Here is a 23388-nt window from a genome sequence, read left to right as displayed (position 1 = left end):
TAACGTTTCTGTGATTATCCATCTCAGCAGTGAAGCCCTCCCACTGGGCCCGCAAGCAAGGGATCAGCTACCTCACCGCCTGGCGGTGGTTTAAGGCGGGTAAGCTCCCCGTGCCCGCCCGGCAACTCCCCAGCGGCACCATCCTGGTGGAGGAACCCAACCCCGAAGGGCGCACGGTGCTTTACGCACGGGTGTCTTCTTCCGACCAAAAGGATGACCTACAGCGCCAGGTGCAGCGCCTGGAGGCCTTCGCCCGGGAGCAGGGCTGGCTGGAGTTCCAGGTGGTGACGGAGATTGCCTCTTGCTTACGCAAATCTGTTTGCCCACAAGATAGCTTCGCTGACTCGGGCAAAGCAACGGGGCTCAATGGGAAGCGCAGAAAACTCCTGCGCCTGCTCCGGGACCCCGGGGTGGGCCGGATCGTGGTGGAGCACCGGGACCGGCTGGCCCCGTTTGGGTTCGAGATGGTGGAGGCAGCTCTCATGGCGGCAGGCAAGCGGGTGGTGGTGGTGGTGGAAGAAGGCGAGGTCAAGGATGACCTGGTGCGGGACCTTCTGGAGATCCTCTTGCTTACGCAAATGTGTTTGCCCTACGGGCAAAGCAACTTGCTTACGCAAATGTGTTTGCCCTACGGGCAAAGCAACACCTCCGCCTGTGGTCGCCTGTACGGACGTCGTTCGGCCCGGAACCGGGCCAAGCGGGCTCTTGGTCACGGGCGAAGCCCGTATCTTGTGGTGATGGGATGCGGGTAACCCAGGCCTTTCGCTTTGAGCTGGACCCCAACCGCACTGCCCGCATCGCCCTGGCCCAGCACGTGGGCGCCGCCCGCTTCGCCTACAACTGGGGCCTCAACCTCTGCAAGAAGGCCCTGGAAGAGGGCAAGGCTGTTCCCAACGCCGCCCAACTCCACCGGGAGTGGAACCGGTGGAAACGGGAGAACGCTCCCTGGTGGACCCAGGTCTCCAAGTGCGCCCCCCAGGCGGTTCATTTGGGGTAGGGGCCCCACAGAAGCCTTCCGGGACCTGGAGAAGGCCCTGAGGAACTGGAGGCAGAAACGAGCCCGCTTCCCGCGCTTCAAGAGGAAAAAGCACATGGACGACAACACCGCCCGCCTCACGGGCTCCATTCGGGTCTTCCCTAGGCATGTGCAACTCCCCCGCATCGGAAAGGTAAGAACCAAGGAGTGGACGGACAAACTCTTAGCCTTGCTGGAATCCAACAAGGCCCGCATCCTCTCGGCTACGATTTCCCGGGAGGCGGACAGGTGGTATGTGAGCCTCACCTGCGAGGTGGAAAGGCCTGACCCTCCCCAAAGGGAAGGGGAACCCATGGGCATAGACCTGGGCCTCTCCGCCTTCCTGGTCCTCTCCGACGGGACCAGGATAGAGGCACCCAAACCCTTGGCAAAATCCCTGCGCCTCCTTCGCCGCAGGTCCAGGCAACTTTTCCGCAAGCAGAGGGGCTCAAAAAACTGGCAGAAGGCATCCCTGAGGCTTGCCCGGCTTCATCGGAGGGTCCAGAACATCCGCCGGGACTTCCTGCACCAGGTCACCACCTGGCTGGCGAAAACCAAGCCGGTCATGGTGGTGGAAGACCTGAACGTGAGGGGTCTGGCAAGGGGGCCTCTATCCCGCCCCGTGGCCGATGTGGGCTGGGGGACTTTCAGGCGGATGCTGGAGTACAAGGCGGGGTGGTACGGGGCCAGGGTCATCGTTGCTCCAACCCATTTTCCTTCCACCAAGAGGTGCTCAGGGTGCGGATGGGTGGCTCCCAGAATGCCCCTCTCCCTCAGGACCTTCCGGTGTCCGTGGTGTGGGTTGGAGATAGACCGGGACCTGAATGCCGCCTTGAACCTGAGGCAGTACGGGCTGGCCGTCCTAAGCGGCCCTACCGGGAGTTCCCCGGGAAGTGACGCCTGTGGAGATCGGCTCTGCGGCGGAACGGTTGGCAACAGCCGGTCTACGAGCACCCGGTCGTTGAAGCAGGAAGCGGGCACTGGTCGGCTATTTTGGTGAAATAGACGACTACGAACCGCAGAACGGTTCGCGGACCATGCCCCAGCGTACCCTGGCCTAGGCTTCAGGCACCAGAGTCCAGGGCGGCTTCGATTTCCGCCACCTTCTTCACCGTGCGCAGGAGAGCGTCAGGGTTAAGGCTTAGGGAGTCGATGCCCTTGGCCACCAAAAAGGCGGCGAACTCGGGGTAGTCGGAAGGGGCCTGGCCGCAGATGCCCACCTTTTTCCCCTTGGCGTGGGCCTTCTCTATGAGCATGGCGCAGAGGGCCTTGACGGTTTCCCGCCTTTCGTCGAAGAGCCGGGCCACCCGTTCCGAATCCCGGTCCAGACCTAAAGCCAGCTGGGTAAGGTCGTTGGAGCCGATGGAAAACCCGTCAAAGAGCTCGGCGAAGGCTTCAGCCTCGAGGACATTGGAGGGGATCTCCGCCATCACGTAGACCTCGAGGCCTTCCTCTCCCCGTCTCAAGCCCCCCTCCGCCATCACCTCCAGGACCCTGGCCCCCTCCTCGGGGGTGCGGCAGAAGGGCACCATCACCATGAGGTTCTTGAGGCCCATCTCCTCCCGCACCTTCTTGACCGCCGCCACCTCGAGGAGGAAGCCCTCCTTGTAGTCGGGGTGGTAGTAGCGGCTCGCCCCCCGCCAGCCCAGCATGGGGTTTTCCTCCTTGGGCTCAAAGAGGTGCCCCCCGATGAGGCGGGCGTACTCGTTGGTCTTGAAGTCGGAGAAGCGGAGGAGGACGGGCCTAGGGTAAAAGGCCGCGGCGATGAGGCCGATCCCCTGGGCCAGGGTATCCACGAAGTAGGCCCTTTTGTCGGGGTAGGCCTCGGTGAGCTCCTCCACCTGGCGCCGCACCTTCTCGGGCAGGGTTTCGAAGCGGGTTAGGGCCAGGGGGTGGATGCGCACGTGGCTGGCGAAGACGAACTCCATGCGCAATAGCCCCACCCCGTCCGTGGGCAGGAGGCTTACCCTTAGGGCCTCCTCCGGGGTACCTACGTTGACCAGGATCCGGGTGCGGGTCCTGGGGAGGGTTTCCGGGCGCACCTCCTCCACCTCAAAGGCCAGGGCCCCGCGGTAGACGCGCCCCACCTCCCCCTCAGCGCAGGAGACCGTGACCTCTTCCCCCTCGGGAATGAGCCGGGTGGCCCCCACCGCCCCCACCACCGCCGGTACCCCCAGCTCCCGGGCCACGATGGCGGCGTGGGAGGTGCGCCCACCTCGTTCGGTGACGATGGCCGCTGCCCGCTTCATGATGGGCTCCCAATCGGGGTTGGTGGTTTCCGTGACCAGGACCTCACCCTCCTGGAAGCGATCCATCTCCTTGGGATCCTTAAGCACCCGGGCCCTTCCCGTGGCGATGGCTTCCCCCACCGCCAGGCCTTCGGCCAGGACCTCGCCCCTTTCCAAAAGGCGGTGGATGCGAAGCACCGGTGTCTTCTGGGAGTGCACGGTCTCGGGACGGGCCTGCAGGATGAAAAGCTCCCCCGTGGGCCCGTCCTTGGCCCACTCGATGTCCATAGGGGTGGGAGCCCCCCGCTTCCCGCTGTAATGCTCCTCAATCTTGAGGGACCAATCGGCCAAGAGGAGGGCCTCATCCTCGGAAAGGGCGAACTGGTTCCGGAGGTAAGGAGGGGTGGGACGGTTTCTCAGCCGGCCCTCCCTGGGGTCAAAGGCCAGGGTAAGCTCCTTGGGGCCGAGCTTCTTGTGGACCAGGGCCCGGTAGCCAGCTTTGAGGGTCTCCTTGTGCACGTAGTAGGCGTCGGGTCCCACCCGCCCTTGGACGATGTTCTCCCCCAGGCCGTAGATGGCGGTGATGTAGACGAAGCCCCGGTGGCCGGTGTCGGGGTCCAGGGTGAAGATCACCCCGCTTGTGGCGGTGTCCGCCCGCACCATGCGCTGCACCCCCACGGAGAGGGCCACCTTGAGGTGGTCAAACCCCATGTGGGCCCGGTAGCTGATGGCCCGGGCGGTGAAGAGGCTGGCCATGGCCCGCTTCACATGAAGGAGGAGGTCCTCCTCCCCTTGCACGTAGAGGTAGCTTTCCTGTTGCCCGGCGAAGCTGGCGGTGGGGAGGTCCTCGGCGGTGGCGCTGCTGCGCACGGCTACAGGGAGGGCTTCCTCCCCGGCTTCCTGGGAAAGCGTTCGATAGGCCTGGCGGATCTCCTCCTCCAGGTCCTCGGGGTATTCCCCCTTCAGGATCAGGTTTCTCAGGCGGCGGCTTGCCCGGGCCAGGAGGATGGGGTCATCGGGGTCCAGGTCCTTGAGCTCCTGGGCGATGGCCTCCTTGAGGCCGTTGGCCGTGAGGAAATACCAGTAGGCCTCGCTGGTGGTGGCAAACCCCCCGGGCACCTTCACCCCCAGGGGGCTTAGCTCCCGGATCATCTCCCCGAGGGAGGCGTTCTTACCCCCCACCAAGGGCACATCCTTCAGGCCCACCTCGTGAAAAAACCGGATCCAGCGCATACCCTGCCTCCTTCCTAGGGGATGCCCCCCTTCCTGAGAAGCTCCTTCAGGATTCCCTCGGCGCTTTCCCCTTCGTAAAGGGCCTCCTCCGTGAGGAAAAGCCGGTGGGGAAGGGCCAGGAAGGCTGCGTCCCTAAGCTCCTTCCAGTCCACCAGGGGCTTGGCCCTAAGGTAAGCCAAGGCCCGGGCCAGGGCCAGCCAGGCCTTGGCCCCCCGGGGGGAGAGGCCCATCCGTAGGCGTCGGTCCTCCTGGGTGAGAAAGGCCACGTGGGTGATGGCCTCGAGGGCCTCCCTGGCCACCCTAATCCCCCGGACCTCCTCCTGGGCCTTGGGGAAGTCCACCCCCAAGGGTTCGGGAATCCGGGGTTCCTCCGTGAGGATCCTGAGCCACACCTCCCGCCTGGGGGGGCGGAAGGGGATTTTGGCGGTGAAGCGGTCCAGCTGGGCCTCTGGGAGAGGGTAGGTGCCCTCAAGCTCTAAAGGGTTTTGCGTGGCCACCACGAAGAAGGGCTCGGGCAGGGGGTAGCGCACCCCTCCTGCGGTCACCGCCCGTTCCTGCATGGCCTCGAGGAGGGCCGACTGCACCTTGGGCGGGGCCCGGTTGATCTCGTCCGCCAGGACCACCTGGGCGAAGAGGGGGCCTTTCACGAACTCAAACCGCCCCTCCCTAAACACCTCGCTTCCCGTGAGGTCCTGGGGCAGGAGGTCGGGGGTGAACTGGATGCGCTTGTAGCTCAGGCCGCTTCCCTTGGCGAAGCTTTCCGCCAGGAGGGTCTTTCCCAGGCCCGGAACGCCTTCCAAAAGGGCGTGCCCCCGGGCCAGCAGGGTGGCCAGAAGGGCCTCTATGGCCTCTTCCTGGCCGAAGAGGACCTCCTGCAGGGCCTCCCGGAGCCGGGCAAGCGCTTGAAGGGGGGTTTCCGCCATGGCCTCCAAGGCTTAGGTTTCCTCAGCGCTCTTGCGCTCCTGCACGATCTTCTGCGCTAGGTGAGGGGGTACCTCCGCGTAGTGGCTGAACTCCAGGGTGTAGGCCCCTGCCCCCCCGGTGAGGCTGGGCAGGGCCTTGTAGTACTCCAAAACCTCCGCCAGGGGCACCTCGGCCCGCACCGCCGCCAGGGCCCCTTCCTGCTCCATGCCCAGGATGCGTCCCCGCCTGGCCTGGAGGTCGGAGAGGATATCCCCCACCCGCTCCTGGGGGGCGATCACCTTGATCTGGTAGATGGGCTCCAGAAGAACCGGGCTTGCCAGCTCCATCACCTTCTTGAAGGCCATGCTGGCGGCGATCTGGAAGGCGAGGTCCGAGGAGTCCACCTCGTGGTAGGAGCCGTTATAGACGATGGCCTTGAAGCCCATCACCGGATAGCCCGCCAGGACCCCCTTTTTGGCCGCCTCGAGGATCCCCTCCTCAATGGCCTCCTGGTACTTGCTGGGGATCACCCCCCCGGTGATGCGCCATTCAAAGCTGTACTCGGGGGCGGGTTCCAGCCTCAGCCACACATCCCCGTACTGGCCGTGCCCCCCGGTCTGCTTCTTGTACTTGCCCTGTCCCTCGGCCACCTTGCGGATGGTTTCCCGGTAGGGGACCTTGGGCACGGAGAACTCCACCTCCACCCCGTAGTCGGCCAGGCGCTCCTTGGCGGTGGTGAGGTGAAGCTCCCCGTGTCCCCAAAGCAGGAACTCTCCCGTCTCCTCCTGGCGCTCCAGCTTGAGGCTTGGGTCCTCCTCCAGAAGCTTCCTCAGGGCCTCCCCCAGCTTGGCCTCGTCGGTCCTGCCCTTGGGCCGGATGGCCACGGGCACGTTGGGCTCGGGCAGGCGGGCGAAGGGTACCGCCTCGCTTTCCGGCCGTTCCCCCTGCCAGAGCACCATGCCCCGGTGGAGGTTTTCCGCCTTGGGAAGGCCCAGGATATAGCCTCCTTCCGCCTCCTCCACCTCCAGGAGGTCCTTGCCCATGGGCACATAGAGGTGGGGTAGGCGGATGGCGCCCGCTTCGCTTTGGAGGGTATCCCCTGGCTTCAGCCTGCCCCGGTAAAGGCGCACGTAGGCCACCTGGCCCATGAAGGGGTCCACCTGCACCTTGAAGACCTTGGCCAGGGCGGGACCTTCCCCAAAGCGTTCCTCCGGGGAAGGGAGGGCCTCCAGGATCAGGTCCAAGAGGGGCAGGACCCCGATGCCTTCCGTGCCCGAGGCCAGGGCCACCGGGTAGAGGAGGCCCTGGCGCACCGCCTCGTGGAAGGCTTTTTCCAGGGCCTCCCCGGTCACCTCTTCCCCCTCCAGGTACTTTTCCAGAAGGGCTTCGTCGGTTTCCACGATGGCCTCGAGGACCTCCTGACGGAAGCGCTCGGCCCGCTCCCGCTCCTCCTCGGGCACGGGGACCTCCACCTCCTGCCCGTTCTCGTACCGGTAAGCCTTGCCGTGGAAGACGTCTATGAGCCCAACCCAGCGCCCGCCTTCGAAAAGGGGCAGGTCGATGGGCAGGATGTGCCCCAGGGTGGCCCGGAGGTCCTCCAGAAGGGCGTAGTAGTCCCCGCCCTTGTCCAGCTTGGTGACCACCACCATGCGGGGAAGAGCAAGCCGCTCGGCCACGGTCCAGGCCCTTTCCGTGCCCACCTGCACCCCGTTTTCCGCGGATACGGCCACCAAGACGGCGTCGGCGGCCTCCAAAGCCCCCCTGATCTCCCCCACGAAATCCCCGTAGCCGGGGGCGTCCAGGAGGAAGATGCGGTGGTCCTTGTACTTCAGGGGGGCCACCCCGGTGCGCACCGTGGTGCGGTGGAGCTTGGCCTCGGGGGTGTAGTCGGTGGTGGTGGTGCCGTCCTCCACCCGGCCCATGCGTTCCTTGGCCCCGGTTCGGAAAAGCAGGGCCTCGGTCAAGGTGGTTTTGCCGCTTCCCGCATGGCCCACCAGGGCCACGGTTCGGATGGGAGAGGTTCCTGGGATCATCTTCCCTCCTTCTTGGTGCCCATAGTATAGGCCTAAGGAGGGGAGGATTGTCCCAAGTGCTCTACGTGCCCAGGAGGCTTTTGGAGGAAACCCGCACCCACCTCCAAAAGGAGGCGCCCAGGGAAGGGGTGGGGCTTTGGGCGGGGAGGCGGGAGGTGGAGAGGGTGATTCCCCTGCCCAACGCCCATCCCGAGCCTCTGGTGGGATATCTGGCCGAGCCCTTGGCCCTGCTTCGGGCCCTAAAGGAGATGGAAAGGGAGGGTCTAGCCCTCCTGGCCATCTACCACTCCCATCCTCGGGGGCCTGCCTTCCCCAGCCCCACCGATATCCGCGAGGCCCGCTGGCGGGTGCCCTATGTCATCTTCGGCACCGATGGGGTCAGGGCTTTCCTTCTACCGGAAGGGCTGGAGGTACCCGTGGCCTTGCTGCCCTAGCCCCCGTAGAACCAGCCCGTGTCCCACATGATGAGGGGCTTGGCCTCCTGCCTCACCCCGGCCTCCACCACCTCAGCCACCACCACGCTGTGGTCCCCGCCCTCGTAGATGTGGCGCACCTCGGCCTCGAGCCAGTAGGGAAGCTCGGTGAGGAGGGGAAGGCCAAAGGTGGGGGAGGGTTCAAAGGGATGGCCGTTCAGGGTGCTCCCTTCCCGCACCGTGGGTTTGAAGAAGTCCTGGGCGATCTGCTTCTGGTCCTGGGCCAGGGTCATGAGGGCCAGCCTGCCCGTGCGCTGGATAAGCTCATGCAGGCGGCTATCCCGCTTAACCCCCAGGGCGACGAGGGGAGGGGTGAAGGAGGCCTGGGTCACCCAGTTCACGGTGCCGGCGGCGTAGTCCTCCCCGTCCCTGGCCGTCAGGATGTAAAGGCCATAGGTGAAGCTCCGCAGGACTTTCTTCTTGACCTCGAGGTCCATACCGGTTTCCATTCTAGCCCTGGGCCAGGAGGGTCTGGATGAGGGCCTCATGGATGTGGCCGTTGGTGGCCACGATGTAGCGGTGCCCAAGGCGGTAGGGCCTTCCTTCCAGGTCGGTGACCTTGCCCCCCGCCTCCTCCACGATGAGCCAGCCTGCGGCCACGTCCCAGGGGTTCAGCTTCACCTCCCAGAAGCCCTCCAGCCTCCCGGCGGCCACATACACCAGGTCCAAGGCCGCCGCCCCCGGCCGGCGCACCAGGAGTCCCCTGGACAGGGCCCGGTGAAAGTAGGTGAGGTTTTCCGGGTCCTTGGCCACATCGTAGGGAAACCCCGTGGCGAGGAGGCTTCCCAAAAGCTCCTTCCGCTCCGTGACCCGGATGGGCCGGCCGTTTAGGAAGGCGCCTTCCCCCCGTACCGCGTAAAAGGCCTCGTCCCGGCTGGTGTCCAGCACCACCCCCACCTGGATCTTCCCTTCCACCTCGAGGGCAAGGGAAACCCCATAGAAGGGAAAGCCATGGGCGTAGTTCACGGTGCCGTCCAAGGGGTCCACGATGAAGCGGAGGGCCTTGTCCCCCTCGCTTCCCCCCTCTTCCCCCAAGAAGCCCGCCTCGGGGAAGCGGGAGAGGAGAAGTTCCTTGATGGCTTCCTCCGACTCCCGGTCCGCCTGGGTAACCAGGTCGGTGGGGCCGGACTTGGTTCCGTGGGTGAAGCCCTTGGCCTGGTAATAGGCGTGGATGCCCTTGGCCAGGTGGGCGGCTTCCAGCATGGCCTCGAGGTAGGGGAAGTAGGGATGCTTCCTGCCAATCACTTCCCCATCATACGCCGGGATTCCAGACCCTTCCCTTAGCGAAAAGGGCTTTTAGCTTGGTCTCGTCCTTTATCCCCGGGGCCCTTTCCACCCCGCTGGCCAGGTCGATGGCGTAGGGCCTCAGGGCCAGAACCTCCTCCAGGTTTTCGGGGGTTATCCCACCGGCCAGGATGATGCGCTTTCCCGTTTGCAAAAGGGGCTTGGCCCAGTCCCTGGGGTAGGTTTGGCCGCTTCCTGGAGCCTTGCCGTCCAGCAGAAGGGCGCCTGCGGGGTACTGGGCCCAGCCGGGATCCGCAGGACCGGTTAGGGGAAAGGCCTTGATGACGGGAAAGTGCTTGCCGATGGCCTCCGCCCACTCCGGGGGCTCCTGGCCATGGAGCTGGACCACCTGGAGCCTGGCCTGTTCCGCAAGCCTCAGCACCTCCTCGGGGCCTTGGTTCTGGAAGACCCCCACCCGAACCACAAAGGGACCCAAAGCCTCCGAGATGGTCCGGGCCACCTCGAGATCTACCCGCCTTCTGGAGCCCGGCGCAAAGACGAATCCCACGGCGAAGGCTCCCAGGGCTTCCGCCAGAAGGGCGTCCTCCAGCCGGGTGATGCCGCAGATCTTGATGCGGATCAAGGCAGAAGCTCCCTTACCTTCAGGGCAACCTGGGGGAAGGCCATGGGGGATAGGGTATCCTCAGGGCCTAGCTCCCGCATCTCCTGGTAGCCCCCTCCCAGGGGATTCCGATAAACCTCTACCCTCCTTTCCCCGAGGTTCACCAGCCACACCTCAGGAATCCCTGCCTGGGCATACAGGGGAAGTTTTACCTGGCGGTCATAGCCTAGGGAAGCCTCGGCCACCTCCACTAGAAGAACAATGTCCTCCGGACCGGGGTGGTCCTGGGCGTAGAAGTCGGGGCGGGGCCTTAGGAGAACCAGGTCGGGCTGGGGTTCGGAGAGGGGGGAAAGCCGAATGGGGCCCTGTACTCCCACCAGGGCCTGGCCGGCTAGGGTTTGGTGGAAGAGGGCGTTGAGCCTTTTCACCACGGCCGTATGCTGGTTTCCTATGGGGCCCATCTCCACCACGGTACCTTCTATGAGCTCCACCCGTTCGTCCTCCTGAATCACGCCGGCTTCCAGGAGGCGGTGGTACTCCTCGCGGGTGAAGCGCCGGGGCTGGACCATGCCCTTAGTTTAAGGGCCCCACCAGCCGCCCTGGTGGGGCCTGGACACCCTTACCTGAGGTCTAACCGCACTTGGAGTAGCCGCAGGCCTGGCACTTGTAGCATCCTTCCTCCCGCACCAGGGCCACCTCCCCGCAGGAGGGGCACTTGGTGGCTCCCGCCAGGGCCAGGCCGCCTTGGGGCCCCCATACCCCGAGCGAACCGCCAGAGAGAGCGGGTACCTCGGTCAACTCGTCAAGGTAGCCCCCACGGGGCTGGCCAGGGGCTGCCTTGGGGGCAGCGGTGGCCTCCCCCTTCAGGACCTCAGGGATGGTTTCCAGGGCCACGGCGATCAGGTCCGCCTTGCTGGAAACCAGCCTGCCCTGGTAGGTGCCGTAAAGACCGCCGTTGATGCCCCTGAGGGTCCTCACGATGGCCTCCGGGGGCACCCCGTACTGGAGGGCGATGGAAACCACCCGGCCCAGGGCCTCGGAGTCGGCGTTGGCCTCGTCCCCTGCCTTGCCCGAGGTGAGGATGACCTCTATAGGCCTTCCCCCCAGCATGTTCACCGTGACCAGGAAGCTCCGTTTGCCCCCGTCGGGGGAGAGGAGCTTGACCATGTCGGTAAAGCCCATGAGCCTGCTTGGGCGCTCGTACATGGGGGTGCCCGGTTGAGGCGCTGGCGAGGGGGCCTGGGGGGTAGGGTGGGTAGCCGAAGGACCTTCCTCCTTCGCCGCCTTTTCCTCTTTCCTCACCGTGAGCACCTGGAACTCCCGGGAGCCATCCCGGTAGACGGTGATGCCCTTGCACCCCGTGCGGTAGGCCTCCAGATAAGCGGCCTCCACCTCCTCCACGGTAGCGTGGTTGGGCAGGTTGATGGTCTTGGAGAGGGAGTTTCCGGCGTACCCTTCGGCGTCGAAGGCCCGCTGTACGGCTCCTTGCATGCGCACGTGGTCCAGGGGATGGATGTCGTGGGCGCACTCGAAGACCCGGCGGATCGCCTCGGGGACGAAGGGAAGGTTCTTGACCGAGCCGTGCCCGTCCTCCTGGATGGCGGCGATGATCTTCTCCCAGTCCCACTTTCCGTCCTTCTCGTAATCGGGATGGGGTGGGTAGGCCTCCATCAGCTCCACGAAGAGGGGGTGGAGGAGGGGCTTGTACTCCCCGCCGATCCTCCGCCACACGAAGGGGCTGAAGACGGGCTCGATGCCGCTACTAACCCCCATGAGCATGCTGGTGGTGCCCGTGGGGGCCACGGTGAGGAGGGCCACGTTGCGCCTGGGCCTGATCCCCAGAGCTTCAAAGTACTCCCGGTGCGCCTCGTAGAGGGGGAAGACCCCCCTTTCCTTTGCGAGGGCCTCCGAGGCCTTGATGGCCTCCTCCCGCATGGCGGACATGATCTCGTAGACCTTCTCCCTGGCCTCCTCGGAGGAGTAGGGGAGGCCCATCTTGATGAGGGCGTCCGCCAGGCCCATGACCCCGAGGCCAAGCCTCCTGAGCTTCTTGGCCGCCTCCTCGTTATCGGGGAGGGCGAACCTGTTCACGTCCAGAACGTTGTCCAGGAAGCGGATGGCTGTGTGGACATCCCTCCTGAACTCCTCCATCTGGAACTCCCCGTCCTTCACGTAGGCGGCCAGGTTCAAGGCCCCAAGATCGCAGGGCTCGCCCACGGTGAGGGGGATCTCCCCGCAGTTGTGGCAGACCAGGCCTCCGGCGATGAGGCTGTGGGTGACCGGCTCGGTGAGGTCGTACACGGGGGCTTCCCCAGCGGGCTCCACCCTGTCCACCGTGGCCAAGAAGGGTTTTGCGTAGCTACCCCGTGGGCGATCCTTCAGGAAAGCCATGAGTTTTTCCTGCTTCTCCTTTTGCAGGAAACCCACCACCTCGGCAAAATAGTCCAGGTTTTCCGCCCCGAGAATGAGCTCGTACTGGGCAGCCACCGGGTAGAGCGTGAGCTTTCGCTGGCTGTTAGGCAAGGCCTTGAGTCCAGCCTCGCGGCGCTTGTAGATCTTCCCATAGATGCCCAGGTTGAGGAGAAGGAGCTGAACATCTTTTAAAAGACCCAGGCTCGAGGAGGCCAAGCGGATGGTGGCGTCCTTTTTGTGGGGGTTGATCTGCACCGAGCCATCGGCGCTGAAAAGGCCTTGGAGAAACCCCACCACGGCCTCGCGGGGTGCCCGGAAGAGGCTTTCGGGGACCCGCTTCTCCGTGGCCTTGGCGGGTTTTACCCCTAGGGCCTGGAAGAACTCGGAGGGGATCCGGTTGAAATGGAGGTGATAGGTGGAAGAGGCTGTTTCTTGGAGGCTTCCCCCACCGAACCAATCCCTTAGAAGGGTAGGGAGCCAGGAAACATGTTCAAAGTCCTGCCGGGAGAAGTAGAAGCCTACCCCATCTTCCCGAAGGTAACCATCACCCAAAAGCCATCCCAGGGCTACCCCTAGCTCCCGGCTCCACCGGGTGGGAAGGTTGGCGTATTGGGCCTGCACGTCCTGGCGTCCCCTGCTTCCTCGGCTTCCCGCGGTAGCCACCCGGGCTTGGGCCACGGCTAGGACAGCGGCAGGGAGGAGTTCCTCCTTTGGGAAGAGGCCTTCCCCGCTTTGCACCAGGATGCGGTCCCCGGGCTTGAGGCTACCTGCTTCCCGGTACCCCTCAGGGGTTAGGACCTTGTGGTCCGGGGTAAGGGTGACCTCGAGGCCCTCCCGGGTGGTGAGGCGCACCACAGGCTTCACTCCGGTGAAGAAGGCCTTAGCGGCCCGGCGCACCGTGGTGCCCATTCCCGGCCTAGGTCTGCCCAAGCCCCCGAAGGGAGCCCGGTTATCGGTGACCAGGAAGAAGCTTCCCTTCTGGGCCAGTTCTTCAATGGGCACCAGGCCGTACTCCGTGGGGATACGGGTGCTACCCACAAAGCAGGGGTTGGTGGAGCGGATCTGGTACCTGGGCCCGAGGCCCTTGAGGGCGGAAAGTTCGTTGATGCGGTCCACGAAGATAAGCCCTGGCTCCCCGGTGGCCCAGGCGTGCCAGGCGATCTCGTGCCAGAGCCAGCGGGCGGGAACCTTGCCCCCGAAAAGGGGGACGGGTTTGGCCCCATCCTCCCGCTCCGGCAGGGCAGGGATCTGGCCCGTGTAGGTGCTTCCTAGGGGATGGGGGTAGTACTTTCCCGGCACCTCAATGGGGGTCACGGGCCAGAGGGCGTCCTCCTCGAGGGCCTTCATGAAGGCTTCGGTGACCAGGACGGAGATGTTGAAGGTGGAGATATCCCCCTCGGCCTTTTCCCGGTCCAGGTCCTTGGCGGTAAGGAAGTCCAGGAGGTCGGGGTGCTCTATGGAAAGGGTAGCCATCCCCGCCCCACGGCGGGTGTTATGGCTGACCAGTCCGTTTGCCAGGTAGGTGTGGTTGTCCTCCACGGATAGGTCTAGGGTAAGGATGGAGCCCCCTTCCTCAACGGAGGCTACCCGGACGTAGTACTCTTTGAACTCAAACTCTGGGGCAGACAGGCCCGCGTGGTGGGCTTTCTCCAGGACCAGGGTGTATCCCGTGGCGGTAAGCTGCCTTTCCCCCCGCATGTAACGAAGGAGGTCTTTGCGTAAGGCGGTGTGGGGCGAGGGGTACCCTTTTCTGCCAGCCTGCGTAGCCTCAAGAAGAGATCCCAGCAAACCTTTGACATGAGGAAGGGGCCAGCTGGATTCCCTGCGCGTGTCGGGTTTCGTGGCTAAAAGGGCTTCGAAGCGGGATCCCTGGGGGATACCCACCCGTTCCAGATAGCGCTCGAGTCCCTTGGCGGTCACCACCCGCACCCGGTAGTGCTCGGCCTTGGAGAAGCGTCCAGGCAAGGGGTTGTAACGCATGAGCTTGGAAGGGATGCCCAGACCGCCCAGTAGGACCATAACGTCCTGGGCTAAGCGCCGAGAAGCGGTGGTGAGCATGGGGTAGCCGGCGGCTATGGAGCCGTCTGCTTCAAAGAGCCCGCGCAGAAAGGCTCCCAGAACAGGCCTAGGGCTTTGGCGAATGGCCCTAGGGACCTCGAGCTCCCGTGCTTTCCCTTTGAGGAGGCCGTTTTTACGGAGCCAAGCCACAAGAGGAGCGCTCCGCACCACCAGGGTCACGCTCTTGTCCCGGGATTTGCTTTCCTCCCGAAGCTCCAGGCCAAAGAGTTCTCGGAAGAGCCGTTTGGCCTCTTCCCGCATGGGTTCGTCCTCATGTACGGAAAGGCCTATGCGGTCCCCGCTGACAAACCCTTCTCCCCACAGGAAACCCAGGAGAAAGGCCAGCTCCTCTGTCAGCAGGTGAGGCGTGCGGATGGGGGTGGCATTGGGGTGAAGGGGCTCATCCAAAGGGGCCAACTGAACCGGGGTACCTGTGTGCTCGTCCAGAACCCAAATAACCCAGTCCCCCGGCTTTAGGTGCTGCAACTCTACCCACTCCCGGCTGCCGTCCTCCCGTAGGACCTTGAGCTTGTGGTTGGGGGTACCCTGGACCTCGAGGCCGTTTTCCAGAACGATCCGTAGTGTGGGAGCAATCCCGTTGTTGTATCCTTCGGGGCTAAAGCGCCATCCCTGGTCCGTGGCCACGCTTAGGGTGTGGCGTTGCCAACCCTTACGGAAGGGGTCCACGATTTCCCGAAGCCGGAGGGTTCCCCGGTCGGTGTGTACCAAAGTGTCGGGGTGTAGGCATCCCCCCTGCCTCACCACCCGGAGCACCGGGGCGTACACATACCGTAAGGTGGCCACGGGCCCGGCTTCCTCCCCTCCCAGGGCAGCCCACTCCAGGAAGTTGTCGAAGATCTCCATAAGGAAGCTCACCGGACCGGAGCTGGTACCCCCGGAGCCCCGGATGGGGGCTCCCTCAGGCCGAAGGAGGGAGAAGTCCACGTGGGGCTCGAGGCCCTTCAGGGCCAGGGCGGTTGCCTCCTTGGCGGCTTCCACAATGCCCCCCATGTCGTCGGGTACCTGGATGGCCCCGGGAGGGGGTTCCTGGACCACCAGGACCCCATAGCGTTCCGCCAGGGCCCTGAGCTCGGGGGAAACCTCCCCGTAGATCGCCCGCACAAAGTTCTTCAGGGCGATCTCCACCTTTTCCCCTTCCGGGTTGGTGGGGGGGCGCATGAGGCCCCGGATGAAATCGGCCGCATCGGGGTGGCGGGCGGAGAGATAGGCCACGCCCCGCACCGCCCGGCGCTGGCGGTTCCCCTTGGAGCGGTAGGGGTCCAGGTTGACCCCGTTTCCCCCGCCCACCTTGGTGACCAGGGCCAGTTTCTTGGCCACCTCCATGATCCCATCAAAGCTTTCCGGTGGGTACTGGGTGGCTCCCTGCACGAAGCAGTTCAGGAGGTTGCCGTGGGGGGTGCCTGCCCCGGCCAGGATGCGCCCGCCGGGGGAGAAGCGCTTGGAGGCCATGAGGTCATAGAACTTTTCCTCCCAATAGGCCCGGTCCTCGGGTTTTTCCACCTTGGCGATCTCCCGGGCCACCCGGCGGAACATACCGAGGATATCCCCGTCCCCTTCTTGGAAATACTGGCGCCTGGCGATGGCTTGCGCGTGATCGTCAAAGAAATACCGTTCCATAAATCCTCCAGACCCCTTCGGGGAGTTTCCCCCACATCTTGGGGTAGACGCTTGGAATACTACAACCTTTAGGGTTTCCCGGCAAGTGGGGAGGATCACACTCTGCCTCGGTTGTTGACTTGGTTTCCTTAGGCTACCAGAATGAAAAGGATGCGCGCGGCTTTCCGCACCCTCGGGTGCAAGGTGAACCAGGTGGAAACCGAGGCCCTTCTGGGTTTCCTCAAGGTCCTGGAACCGGAGGTGGTCCCCCTTGAGGAAGGGGCCGACCTGGTGGTCATCAACACCTGCGCCGTGACCACCACCGCCGAGGCCGATGCCCGCAAGGAGATCCGCCGGGCCAGGCGGGCCAATCCAAGGGCCTTCATCGTGGTCACGGGGTGCTACGCCGAGCTTTCCCCAGAGGAGGTGCGGGAGCTGGGTGCCGACGCCGTGGTGCCCAACTCCCGCAAGGCGGAGCTTCCCAAGGTGATCCTGGAGCATTTTGGCCTTCCCTCGGATCCCATCACCACCCCCCCCAACGAGTTCTGGGGGGCGGGGGAAAGGGGGCTTCTCAATAGCCGGGTCCGGGCTTTTTTGAAGGTGCAGGATGGCTGCCAGGTGGGCTGCGCCTACTGCATCATCCCCCGGCTAAGGGGCAAGGAACGGCACCGGGATTACCGGGATGCTTTGGCGGAGGCGGAGGCCCTTCTGAGGATGGGCATAAAGGAGATCGTGCTCACGGGGGTGCGGCTTGGAAGTTACCGGGGCCACCCCAAGGGCCTTGCCGGTCTGGTGGAGGACCTCTACCACCTGGGGGCCAAGGTGCGGCTTTCCTCCATCGAACCCGAGGACACGGGGGAGGATCTCCTTAGGGTCATCGCCCGGTATGCCCCGGGGATCAGGCCCCACCTGCACCTTTCCCTGCAGACGGGTTCGGACCGCCTCCTAAGGCTCATGGGCCGCCGCTACGACAAGGCTTATTACCGCAACCTGGTGCAGAGGGCCTACGAGCTCATCCCCGGCTTTGCCCTCACCACGGATGTCATCGCCGGGCTTCCCACGGAAACCGAGGAGGAGCACCAGGAAACCCTGGCTTTTCTGGAGGAGCTTAGGCCCACCCGGGTCCACGCCTTCACCTATACCCCCCGTCCCAAGACCCGGGCGGCCTCCATGCCCCAGGTGCCGCCGGAGGTGCGCAAGCGGCGCACCAAGGAGATTATCGCCCTGGCCCAGCGTCTTGCGGAGGAGCGCATTAGACCCAAGCTGGGAAGCCAGGTGGAGGTTTTGGTGGAGAGGATCCAAGGGGGCCTTGCCCTCGGCCATACCCCCGACTACTACGAGGCCCGCCTTTCCGGTTCTGCCCGGCCGGGGGATACGGTTTTGGCGCGGGTGGAGGGGGTGGAGGGATACACCCTTTTGGGTCGGGTGGAAAGGGTGCAGCAGGAAGCCTCGCTTCCCTTGGAACTCCCCATAAGGTAGACTTTTTCGCATGGAGTGCGTGTTCTGTCGCATCATCGCTGGGGAGCTTCCCTCCAGGAGAGTCTACGAGGATGAGGGCTTTGTGGCCTTCCACGACATAAGGCCCAGGGCCCCGGTGCACGTGCTGGTGGTGCCCAAGGAACACATAGCGAAGCTTTCCGACTACCCCGACACGGAGGAAGGAGAGAGGAAGCTCGGGGCCCTTTTCCGCACCGCAAACCGGGTGGCCCGGGTCCTGGGCCTCGAGGGGTATAAGGTCCAGGTGCACGTGGGGGAGAAGGGAGGACAGGAGGTCTTCCACGTGCACGTGCACATCATGGGGAGTCCTTCTTGAGGGTGAATCGGTCCAGCACCTGGCCGCTAGGGTCCAGGGCGTAACCCACCAGGGTTTCCCCTTCCGCCTCCAGGAAAAGGGCATGGTGGGCTACCGCCAGAGCCTGGGTGTAGGGGGAAGGGGGCTTGGTGGGGTAGAGGTTGGCCCCCCCTCCGCCCACCACCAGGTGGGTGGTGAAGCCCACCTGAAGGCGCTCGTAGTGGTGGTCGTGGCCCGCCAGGACCAAGGGTACCCGGTGCTGGCGTAGAAGGGGCTCGAGGAGGCTCCTTAGGCTCGGGCTTCCCCCGTGGAGCCCTGAGGAGTAAAGGGGGCGGTGGAGGATCACCACCCGCCAGGGGCTTTGGCTATGCTTGAGGGCCCCGGCCAGCCAACTCCGCTGGGCCCTCAGGTCGCCTTCCGTGTAAAGGACAAAGACCTCCACCGCTCCTAAGCGCACCGCATAATAGGGCTTCTCCAGGCGGAAGCGCTGGAGTTGCTCCTTAAGGCTTGGGGCATCGTGGTTGCCAAAGGCGGGGTAGAGGGGTACGGGCGGAAGCTCCTTTAGGTATCGCTCCACCACCAGCCCCCGGGGATAGAAGTTGTCCCCCGCGGTGAAGAGGGCGGCCAGGGGCTTGCGGGCGTGCTCGGTCCGAAGCAGGTTAGCCACCTGGGTCCGGCCCGGGGTGTCCTGCCCCCAATCCCCTAGGACCGCCACCCGCTGGCCAAAGGCCAGTCCAAGGAAAAGAAGGAGGAAAAGGAGCCTGCGCACTAGGCCTCAGCGGCTCCGTGGGGCTTTAGGCTGGCTTCCTCCACCCCCGCTTTTTCCACCACCTCCTCGGCCACCAGGATGGGGGCCCCGGCCCTAAGGGCCAGGGCCATGGCGTCGGAGGGCCTTGCGTCCACCTCCAGCTCTATCCCCCGGTGTTCCAGGATGAGCCGGGCATAGAAGGTGCCGTCCCGCAGGTCGATGATCTCCACACGCAGGAGTTTCCCCTGGAGCATTTCCATCACGGAGAGGAGGAGGTCGGGGGTAAGGGGGCGCGGGGGTTTTTCGCCTTGCAAGGCCACCACGATGTGGTGGGCCTCGAGGGGACCGATGACGATGGGGAGAAGCTTGTCGTTCTCCGTCCTGAGCAGGACCACCACGCTCCCGTTCTGGGGGTCCACGCCCAGGGTCTCGATCTTGGCGTTCAGCATATCTTGAGTATAGACTAGCGGCGTGAGGACTTACCCTGTGGAGATCGCTGGGGTTCGGCGTGAGCTTCCTATCGTTCGGGTGGGGCCGGATGTGGCCGTGGCCCTTCTAAACCTTCTGGGGGACACCGAGCTCACCGAGGCCGCCGCCGAGGAACTGGCCAAGCGTCTTCCCCCTGAGGTGGAAACCCTGGTCACCCCTGAGGTCAAGGCGGTACCCTTGGCCCATGCCCTTTCCCGGATTGCCAAGAAGCCCTATGTGGTGGCTCGGAAGACGGAGAAGCCCTACATGATCAACCCCGTGAGCCGTCAGGTGCTCTCCATCACCACGGGTAAGCCCCAGCTTCTGGTGCTGGATGGGGCGGACATTCCCCTTATCCGGGGGCGCAAGGTGGCCATCGTGGACGATGTGGTGTCCACGGGTTCCACCCTTTCGGGCCTCAGGGAGCTCATTGAGAGCGTGGGGGGTCAGGTGGTGGCGGTGCTGGCGGTCTTCACCGAGGGCACGCCCCGCCAGGATGTCATCGCTCTAGGCCACCTTCCCCTCTTTAAGCCGGAATAGGAGGTTTTATGGAAACCTATCCCATCACCATCGGCGGCGTCACCCGCCACGTGCCCCTCATCGAGCCCTTGCCCGGGCGGCGCATCCCCCTGGTGGAGTTTTTGGGAGATCCCGAGCTGGTGCGGGCGGCGGCCCAGGCCCTAAAGCCCTTGGTGCCCGCGGGCACCGAGGTACTTTTCACCACGGAAACGAGCCCGATTCCCCTCACCCACGTCCTTGCGGAGGAGATGGGCCTACCCTACGTGGTGGCAAGAAGGCGGCGCCGCCCCTACATGGAGGATCCCATCATCCAGGAGGTGCAGACCCTGACCCTGGGGGTGGGGGAGGTGCTCTGGCTGGACCGGCGCTTCGCCGAAAAGCTTCTTAACCAGAAGGTGACCCTGATATCCGATGTGGTTTCCAGCGGGGAAACCATGAAGGCCATGGAGAGAATGGTGCTCCGGGCGGGGGGACGGGTGGTGGGACGGATCGCCGCTTTCCGCCAGGGTACGCCTGCTTTGGAGGTGCTGACAGTGGCTGAGCTTCCCGTCCTATAGGGATCTTGGAATTCGTGGGAGGTCTGGACACGATCCAGGCCTCTTGTTTATTTTCTGTTCTGTTGGGGGGTCTTTATGAAGAGAGTAGGGGCGACGGTTCTTTTCCTCATGGGCGTGGCTTGGGCGGCCTTTTCCGATATTCCCCCAGGACCTTTGGCGGAGCAGGTGGAACGGGTGGTGGCTGCTGGCTGGCTTCAGGGGTATCCCGACGGTACCTTTCGTGGCCAAGAACCTGTGAACCGCTATCAGTTGGCCGCGGCCTTAGGGAGGGTTCTGAAGGATTTGGGAGTGGAAGCCCAGTTGGTGGAATTTCGTGATGTACCTAAAGGGCACTGGGCTTTGGAGCCCCTGGCTCTGGCGGTTTCCTGGGGTTTGATCACGGGTTATCCCGACGGTACCTTCCGCGGAACGGAGCCCCTGACCCGGGGGGCGCTTGCGGTGGTGCTGGCCAAACTCCTGGACAGGTTTTCCCTGGCCAAGGAGGCGCCTCTGCCCTGGGATGTGCCGGCCAACCACTGGGCGGCATCTGCGGTGCGGAAGGTGTTGGGTACGGGCCTAATGGATCCGAATCCCGATGGCTCGTTTGGTGTGGAAGCAAAGGTGAACCGCTATCAGCTGGCCCGGGCCTTGGCGGCTTTGCATGGTGTGATGGGCTCCCGTTTAACCAAGCCGGCCTCGCCCTCCTCCCAGCCTGCGGCCCAGCCGGCTCCTTCCTCGCCGCACTCCACGGCCGGGCTCATGCCAGCTGGGGAGGGTGGGGCTTCGGGGATGAGGCCTGCCCCGGTGGAGGTTATGGAGGTGCCGGGCCGCTGGGTGGGTACCAGCTTGGGCCGCACCGTGGTGCTGGGGGAGGAGAAGGTGTACCGAATAGCCCCCGGGGGGTTGGAGGAGATTGGGGCTGCTTCCGCTGCCATGGCGGTGCTTCCCCCGTGGGTTCTTGAAGCCGGTGCCTTGGAGGATGGACGGCAGCGGTATGTGCCCGTAGGTGCCCCTGGGGGCAAAGGCGTCCTGCCACCGGTGTTCAAGAACATGAAAGAGGGCCACCTGGCCTTGGATCCATCGGGGAACTATCTGCTTCTTGCCAACGCCAGGCCCCTTTGCGACTGCCCTAGCCGGGCGGTGCGACTGGTCCTCCTCCTCACCAACCCTGTGGGCCTCTATGCGGAATACGTGTACCTTCTGGATGAGGTAGGGGCTAAAGTGGCGGGGATTGCCTGGCCGGAGGCCAAGAACCTCCTGGTTCTGGAGACTTCTGGCCAGAAGGCCCGCCTCTACCGGGTTAACTTGAATGCTGGGGAAGACATTGCTTTCAGCGCCTGGGATGAAGGGGGCTTGGAGGAGCGGAGCCCCGTGCCGGTGCGACCGGTAGCTAAGGTTCTGGTGGCGGAGGTCCCCCTTGCGGAAGCCTGGGGTTTGGGTGCTGAGGCTCCAGACCGCCTCCTCACGGTAGCCGCCGGAAAGCTGGTGCGGGTTCAGTTGCCCACGACCCTTTGGTAGGGGCTATACACCTCAGCCCGCAGGCCCAGCCTGCGGGCTACTTCCACGTTCTCCGGGTCGTCGTCTAGGTAGAGGGTTTCCTCCGGAGCCAAGCCCAGGGCCTCGAGGGCCATCTGGAACGCCGTGGGGTCAGGCTTGGCTACCCCCAGAGCGCAGGAGGCGAAGAAGCCATCCACGTAGGCATCCAGACCGTGGTAGGCCAGGCTTTCCCGTAAGCTTGGCAAGGTGTTGGAGAGCACGCCCACTTTGAGCCCCTGTTCTTTGAGGCTCCGAAGGAGGGCTTCCGCCCCAGGGGCTTTGCGCATGAATTGGTAGTAGCGCCAGGAGTGGAGCTCCTTGGATAAGGAAGTTTTCCCAGGGCCGGAAAGCCCAAGCTCCTCGGCCACCTTTTGAACCAGGGTGTTCCAAAAGGTGGCTTCCTCCTCGAGGGTGCGCACCCTTAAGGTGCGGACCACCTCGTTGACTTCCCGCACCGCCCAGGCCAGAACGGCCAGGGTCTTTTCCAGGCCAGCCCCGTGGATGGAAAGCTCTAGGGCCTTCTTATAAAGGGCTTCCTCGTCCACGAGGAGCAAAACCCCGTCCCGGTCCAAAAGGGCTCCCCGCATGGGCCTAAGTGTAGCACCCCCGGACCTGACCCACGGGTCATTTAACCGGATGCACCCCCTCCTCGGTGGCCAAGGAGCTTACCGGCACGTCCCAGGGATCCCGGGGAAGGCGGGGAAACAGCAGGGCCTTGGGGATGACCCCAAGCTTCTCGGCCCGGACCGTGGCCAGAAAGCGGTCATAATACCCCTTGCCGTGCCCCAGGCGGTAGCCCTCCTCATCAAAGGCCAACCCGGGGACCACCACCAGGTCCAGAACCTGGGGATCCACCGCCTGGGTGGTGGGTTCCAGGAGGCCGAAGGGTCCGGGGGCCAAGGGGCCTAAGGGATGAACCGTAAGCCCTATGTCGGCTACCTTGGGCAGGTAGTAGTGGGCGGGGTAAAGCCGGGTGAGGGAAAGGAGGTCCAGCTCGTGGGGTAGGGGATGGTAAAGGAGGATGGCCTGGAAGCCCCTGGCCTTAAGCCAGGGCACCAGGGCCTCCACCACCTGTTCGGAAAGGCGCTTTCGGTCTAGGGTTCGCCAGCGGCGAAGGCAGTGCCGGCGCAAGGCGGGCTTGTCCACGGGGGGAGGGTACCACTCCACCCCCTTGACACTCAAGGTGGCTGAGTGTCAAAATGGCCGGACAGGAGGGTAGGTATGCCGGTCTACGTCTACAAGGGCCTGGAGACAGGCAACTACTACGAGTTTGAACAGGGCTTCCACGACGAGCCTCTCAAGGCGCACCCGGAAACCGGCGAGCCCTTGAAGCGGGTCATCACCCCTCCCGCTATCATCTTCAAGGGCTCGGGCTGGCACGTGAAGGACTACGCCAAGAAGGACTCGAGTTCCAAGTCGGAAAGCGAGGAATCCAAGGAAAAGGACAAGGAGTGAAGCCTTAGGGTCCCGCCCCGGGCCAGGCCCGGGGTCTTTATTTCTTTGGGGTTGCGGAGAGAGGGCCTAGTACCGCACCCGGTCCCCCGGGGAGAGGTTTAAAAGCCCCTCCCGTACCTCCAGTACCCCCCGGTAGGCGAGGCCCGGGGCGTGGGTTTCCCCAGGCTGGAGCCTAGCCACCTTGAGCACCCGGCCGTGGGCGTCCAGAAAGGCCAGCACCACGGGGAAGCGGTAGCCCTGGGCGCTGAAGGAGGCGTCGGTGGCCTCGGGGAATAGGTAAAGGAGGGCCTCGAGCTCCTCCTTCCGCACCCCCAGGCCCCGGCTCCAGGCCTCCGGGGTGCGGGCTAAACGGGCCTGGAGCACCCTTTGGCCATGGGCCGTTTCCACCACCACCTTTTGGGGTGGAGGAGGGGTTTGCAGCCTCCTGGCGGCGAGCAGGTAGCCCATAAAGGAAAAGACGGAAAGGGCGATCAGCAGGGCAAAGGCCACCAGAGGGAAGAGGGGGTTCCGTTCCAC

The 23388-nt window shown here is 64.5% G+C and carries 23 protein-coding genes; 10 read left to right on the top strand and 13 right to left on the bottom strand.

Translation table 11 applies throughout. The features are described 5' to 3' along the window. The first annotated feature begins 29 nt into the window (after positions 1-29). The 3 genes from G584_RS11935 to G584_RS11930 are packed head-to-tail and all read left to right on the top strand — an operon-like array spanning position 30 to position 2015. Positions 30-752, top strand: a complete 723-nt coding sequence (locus G584_RS11935) for a recombinase family protein (RefSeq protein ID WP_051209167.1) — start codon at positions 30-32, stop codon at positions 750-752. After that, on the top strand, positions 743-997 hold the full coding sequence (locus G584_RS12920) for a helix-turn-helix domain-containing protein (RefSeq protein ID WP_245563308.1): 255 nt from the start codon (positions 743-745) through the stop codon (positions 995-997). The genes G584_RS11935 and G584_RS12920 overlap by 10 nt, the downstream gene beginning before the upstream one ends. Then, positions 885-2015: an RNA-guided endonuclease InsQ/TnpB family protein gene (locus G584_RS11930; protein WP_245563309.1), complete on the top strand. Its 1131-nt coding sequence runs from the start codon at positions 885-887 to the stop codon at positions 2013-2015. Before G584_RS12920 ends, G584_RS11930 begins: the two co-directional genes overlap by 113 nt. A 64-nt stretch (positions 2016-2079) precedes the next feature. Here G584_RS11930 and ppsA read toward each other — a convergent pair whose 3' ends face one another. From ppsA to G584_RS0104200, 3 genes are read right to left on the bottom strand one after another with little or no spacing between them, the layout of a single operon-like run. Further along, positions 2080-4476: a phosphoenolpyruvate synthase gene (ppsA, locus tag G584_RS0104210; protein WP_028493495.1), complete on the bottom strand. Its 2397-nt coding sequence runs from the start codon at positions 4474-4476 to the stop codon at positions 2080-2082. A 14-nt stretch (positions 4477-4490) separates the two neighbouring features. Next, positions 4491-5399, bottom strand: a complete 909-nt coding sequence (locus G584_RS0104205) for an AAA family ATPase (RefSeq protein ID WP_028493494.1) — start codon at positions 5397-5399, stop codon at positions 4491-4493. Positions 5400-5411: 12 nt separating this feature from the next. Further along, a complete protein-coding gene (locus G584_RS0104200) occupies positions 5412-7412 on the bottom strand; it encodes an elongation factor G (RefSeq protein WP_028493493.1) in 2001 nt (666 codons plus the stop codon). Between the two features lie 47 nt (positions 7413-7459). Here G584_RS0104200 and G584_RS0104195 point away from each other — a divergent pair, with 47 nt between their 5' ends. After that, positions 7460-7846, top strand: coding sequence for a M67 family metallopeptidase (locus G584_RS0104195; protein ID WP_019550842.1), 387 nt, complete (start codon positions 7460-7462; stop codon positions 7844-7846). Here G584_RS0104195 and G584_RS0104190 read toward each other — a convergent pair. The 5 genes from G584_RS0104190 to G584_RS0104170 form a co-directional block, all read right to left on the bottom strand. Continuing rightward, positions 7843-8322, bottom strand: a complete 480-nt coding sequence (locus G584_RS0104190; RefSeq protein ID WP_028493492.1) for a flavin reductase family protein — start codon at positions 8320-8322, stop codon at positions 7843-7845. The genes G584_RS0104195 and G584_RS0104190 overlap by 4 nt on opposite strands. A gap of 13 nt (positions 8323-8335) precedes the next feature. Beyond that, on the bottom strand, positions 8336-9130 hold the full coding sequence (locus G584_RS0104185; protein WP_028493491.1) for an inositol monophosphatase family protein: 795 nt from the start codon (positions 9128-9130) through the stop codon (positions 8336-8338). Positions 9131-9137: 7 nt separating this feature from the next. After that, positions 9138-9749: a phosphoribosylanthranilate isomerase gene (locus tag G584_RS0104180; protein ID WP_028493490.1), complete on the bottom strand. Its 612-nt coding sequence runs from the start codon at positions 9747-9749 to the stop codon at positions 9138-9140. Continuing rightward, a complete protein-coding gene (locus G584_RS0104175; protein ID WP_028493489.1) occupies positions 9749-10300 on the bottom strand; it encodes a Uma2 family endonuclease in 552 nt (183 codons plus the stop codon). Before G584_RS0104175 ends, G584_RS0104180 begins: the two co-directional genes overlap by 1 nt. Positions 10301-10361: 61 nt before the next feature. Then, positions 10362-15839, bottom strand: a complete 5478-nt coding sequence (locus G584_RS0104170; protein ID WP_028493488.1) for an intein-containing adenosylcobalamin-dependent ribonucleoside-diphosphate reductase — start codon at positions 15837-15839, stop codon at positions 10362-10364. A 150-nt stretch (positions 15840-15989) separates the two neighbouring features. On the opposite strand from G584_RS0104170, the gene G584_RS0104165 reads away from it, so the two are divergent. Then, the gene (locus G584_RS0104165; protein WP_028493487.1) at positions 15990-17297 is read left to right on the top strand and encodes a MiaB/RimO family radical SAM methylthiotransferase; all 1308 of its coding nucleotides are present in this window, start codon (positions 15990-15992) and stop codon (positions 17295-17297) included. A 10-nt stretch (positions 17298-17307) separates the two neighbouring features. Continuing rightward, on the top strand, positions 17308-17631 hold the full coding sequence (locus G584_RS0104160) for a histidine triad nucleotide-binding protein (protein ID WP_028493486.1): 324 nt from the start codon (positions 17308-17310) through the stop codon (positions 17629-17631). Here G584_RS0104160 and G584_RS0104155 read toward each other — a convergent pair. Together G584_RS0104155 and G584_RS0104150 are read right to left on the bottom strand one after the other, a co-directional pair. Next, positions 17612-18379, bottom strand: coding sequence for a metallophosphoesterase (locus tag G584_RS0104155; protein ID WP_028493485.1), 768 nt, complete (start codon positions 18377-18379; stop codon positions 17612-17614). The genes G584_RS0104160 and G584_RS0104155 overlap by 20 nt on opposite strands. Further along, entirely contained in the window at positions 18379-18807 is a 429-nt protein-coding gene (locus G584_RS0104150; RefSeq protein WP_015718016.1) for a bifunctional nuclease family protein, read from the bottom strand. Before G584_RS0104150 ends, G584_RS0104155 begins: the two co-directional genes overlap by 1 nt. Before the next feature lie 22 nt (positions 18808-18829). Here G584_RS0104150 and G584_RS0104145 point away from each other — a divergent pair, with 22 nt between their 5' ends. The 3 genes from G584_RS0104145 (at position 18830) to G584_RS0104135 (ending at position 21399) form a co-directional block, all read left to right on the top strand. Then, entirely contained in the window at positions 18830-19366 is a 537-nt protein-coding gene (locus G584_RS0104145) for a phosphoribosyltransferase family protein (RefSeq protein ID WP_028493484.1), read from the top strand. Positions 19367-19374: 8 nt separating this feature from the next. Further along, complete coding sequence (locus G584_RS0104140; protein ID WP_015718014.1) at positions 19375-19902, top strand: type I phosphoribosyltransferase; 528 nt, start codon at positions 19375-19377, stop codon at positions 19900-19902. A gap of 75 nt (positions 19903-19977) precedes the next feature. Further along, positions 19978-21399, top strand: coding sequence for an S-layer homology domain-containing protein (locus G584_RS0104135; RefSeq protein WP_028493483.1), 1422 nt, complete (start codon positions 19978-19980; stop codon positions 21397-21399). Here G584_RS0104135 and G584_RS0104130 read toward each other — a convergent pair. Beyond that, positions 21375-22004, bottom strand: a complete 630-nt coding sequence (locus G584_RS0104130) for an HAD family hydrolase (RefSeq protein WP_028493482.1) — start codon at positions 22002-22004, stop codon at positions 21375-21377. The genes G584_RS0104135 and G584_RS0104130 overlap by 25 nt on opposite strands. Positions 22005-22041: 37 nt before the next feature. Continuing rightward, positions 22042-22563: a 5-formyltetrahydrofolate cyclo-ligase gene (locus tag G584_RS0104125; RefSeq protein ID WP_245563306.1), complete on the bottom strand. Its 522-nt coding sequence runs from the start codon at positions 22561-22563 to the stop codon at positions 22042-22044. Between the two features lie 75 nt (positions 22564-22638). Here G584_RS0104125 and G584_RS0104120 point away from each other — a divergent pair, with 75 nt between their 5' ends. Continuing rightward, a complete protein-coding gene (locus G584_RS0104120) occupies positions 22639-22872 on the top strand; it encodes an FmdB family zinc ribbon protein (protein ID WP_028493480.1) in 234 nt (77 codons plus the stop codon). A 66-nt stretch (positions 22873-22938) separates the two neighbouring features. On the opposite strand, the gene G584_RS0104115 is transcribed toward G584_RS0104120, so the two are convergent. After that, positions 22939-23388, bottom strand: a complete 450-nt coding sequence (locus tag G584_RS0104115; protein ID WP_028493479.1) for a DUF192 domain-containing protein — start codon at positions 23386-23388, stop codon at positions 22939-22941.

Source organism: Thermus antranikianii DSM 12462 (assembly GCF_000423905.1).
In the GTDB taxonomy this organism is placed as follows: Bacteria; Deinococcota; Deinococci; order Deinococcales; family Thermaceae; genus Thermus; species Thermus antranikianii.
This window is presented reverse-complemented; position numbering and strand designations above follow the sequence as displayed.

Coding starts and splice junctions, on each gene's coding strand:
- G584_RS12920 (WP_245563308.1), top strand. CDS start 743: ATGCGGGTAACCCAGGCCTTTCGCTTTGAGCTGGACCCCAACCGCACT.
- ppsA (WP_028493495.1), bottom strand. CDS start 4,476: ATGCGCTGGATCCGGTTTTTTCACGAGGTGGGCCTGAAGGATGTGCCC.
- G584_RS0104205 (WP_028493494.1), bottom strand. CDS start 5,399: ATGGCGGAAACCCCCCTTCAAGCGCTTGCCCGGCTCCGGGAGGCCCTG.
- G584_RS0104200 (WP_028493493.1), bottom strand. CDS start 7,412: ATGATCCCAGGAACCTCTCCCATCCGAACCGTGGCCCTGGTGGGCCAT.
- G584_RS0104190 (WP_028493492.1), bottom strand. CDS start 8,322: ATGGACCTCGAGGTCAAGAAGAAAGTCCTGCGGAGCTTCACCTATGGC.
- G584_RS0104175 (WP_028493489.1), bottom strand. CDS start 10,300: ATGGTCCAGCCCCGGCGCTTCACCCGCGAGGAGTACCACCGCCTCCTG.
- G584_RS0104170 (WP_028493488.1), bottom strand. CDS start 15,839: ATGGAACGGTATTTCTTTGACGATCACGCGCAAGCCATCGCCAGGCGC.
- G584_RS0104165 (WP_028493487.1), top strand. CDS start 15,990: ATGCGCGCGGCTTTCCGCACCCTCGGGTGCAAGGTGAACCAGGTGGAA.
- G584_RS0104160 (WP_028493486.1), top strand. CDS start 17,308: ATGGAGTGCGTGTTCTGTCGCATCATCGCTGGGGAGCTTCCCTCCAGG.
- G584_RS0104150 (WP_015718016.1), bottom strand. CDS start 18,807: ATGCTGAACGCCAAGATCGAGACCCTGGGCGTGGACCCCCAGAACGGG.
- G584_RS0104140 (WP_015718014.1), top strand. CDS start 19,375: ATGGAAACCTATCCCATCACCATCGGCGGCGTCACCCGCCACGTGCCC.
- G584_RS0104135 (WP_028493483.1), top strand. CDS start 19,978: ATGAAGAGAGTAGGGGCGACGGTTCTTTTCCTCATGGGCGTGGCTTGG.
- G584_RS0104130 (WP_028493482.1), bottom strand. CDS start 22,004: ATGCGGGGAGCCCTTTTGGACCGGGACGGGGTTTTGCTCCTCGTGGAC.
- G584_RS0104120 (WP_028493480.1), top strand. CDS start 22,639: ATGCCGGTCTACGTCTACAAGGGCCTGGAGACAGGCAACTACTACGAG.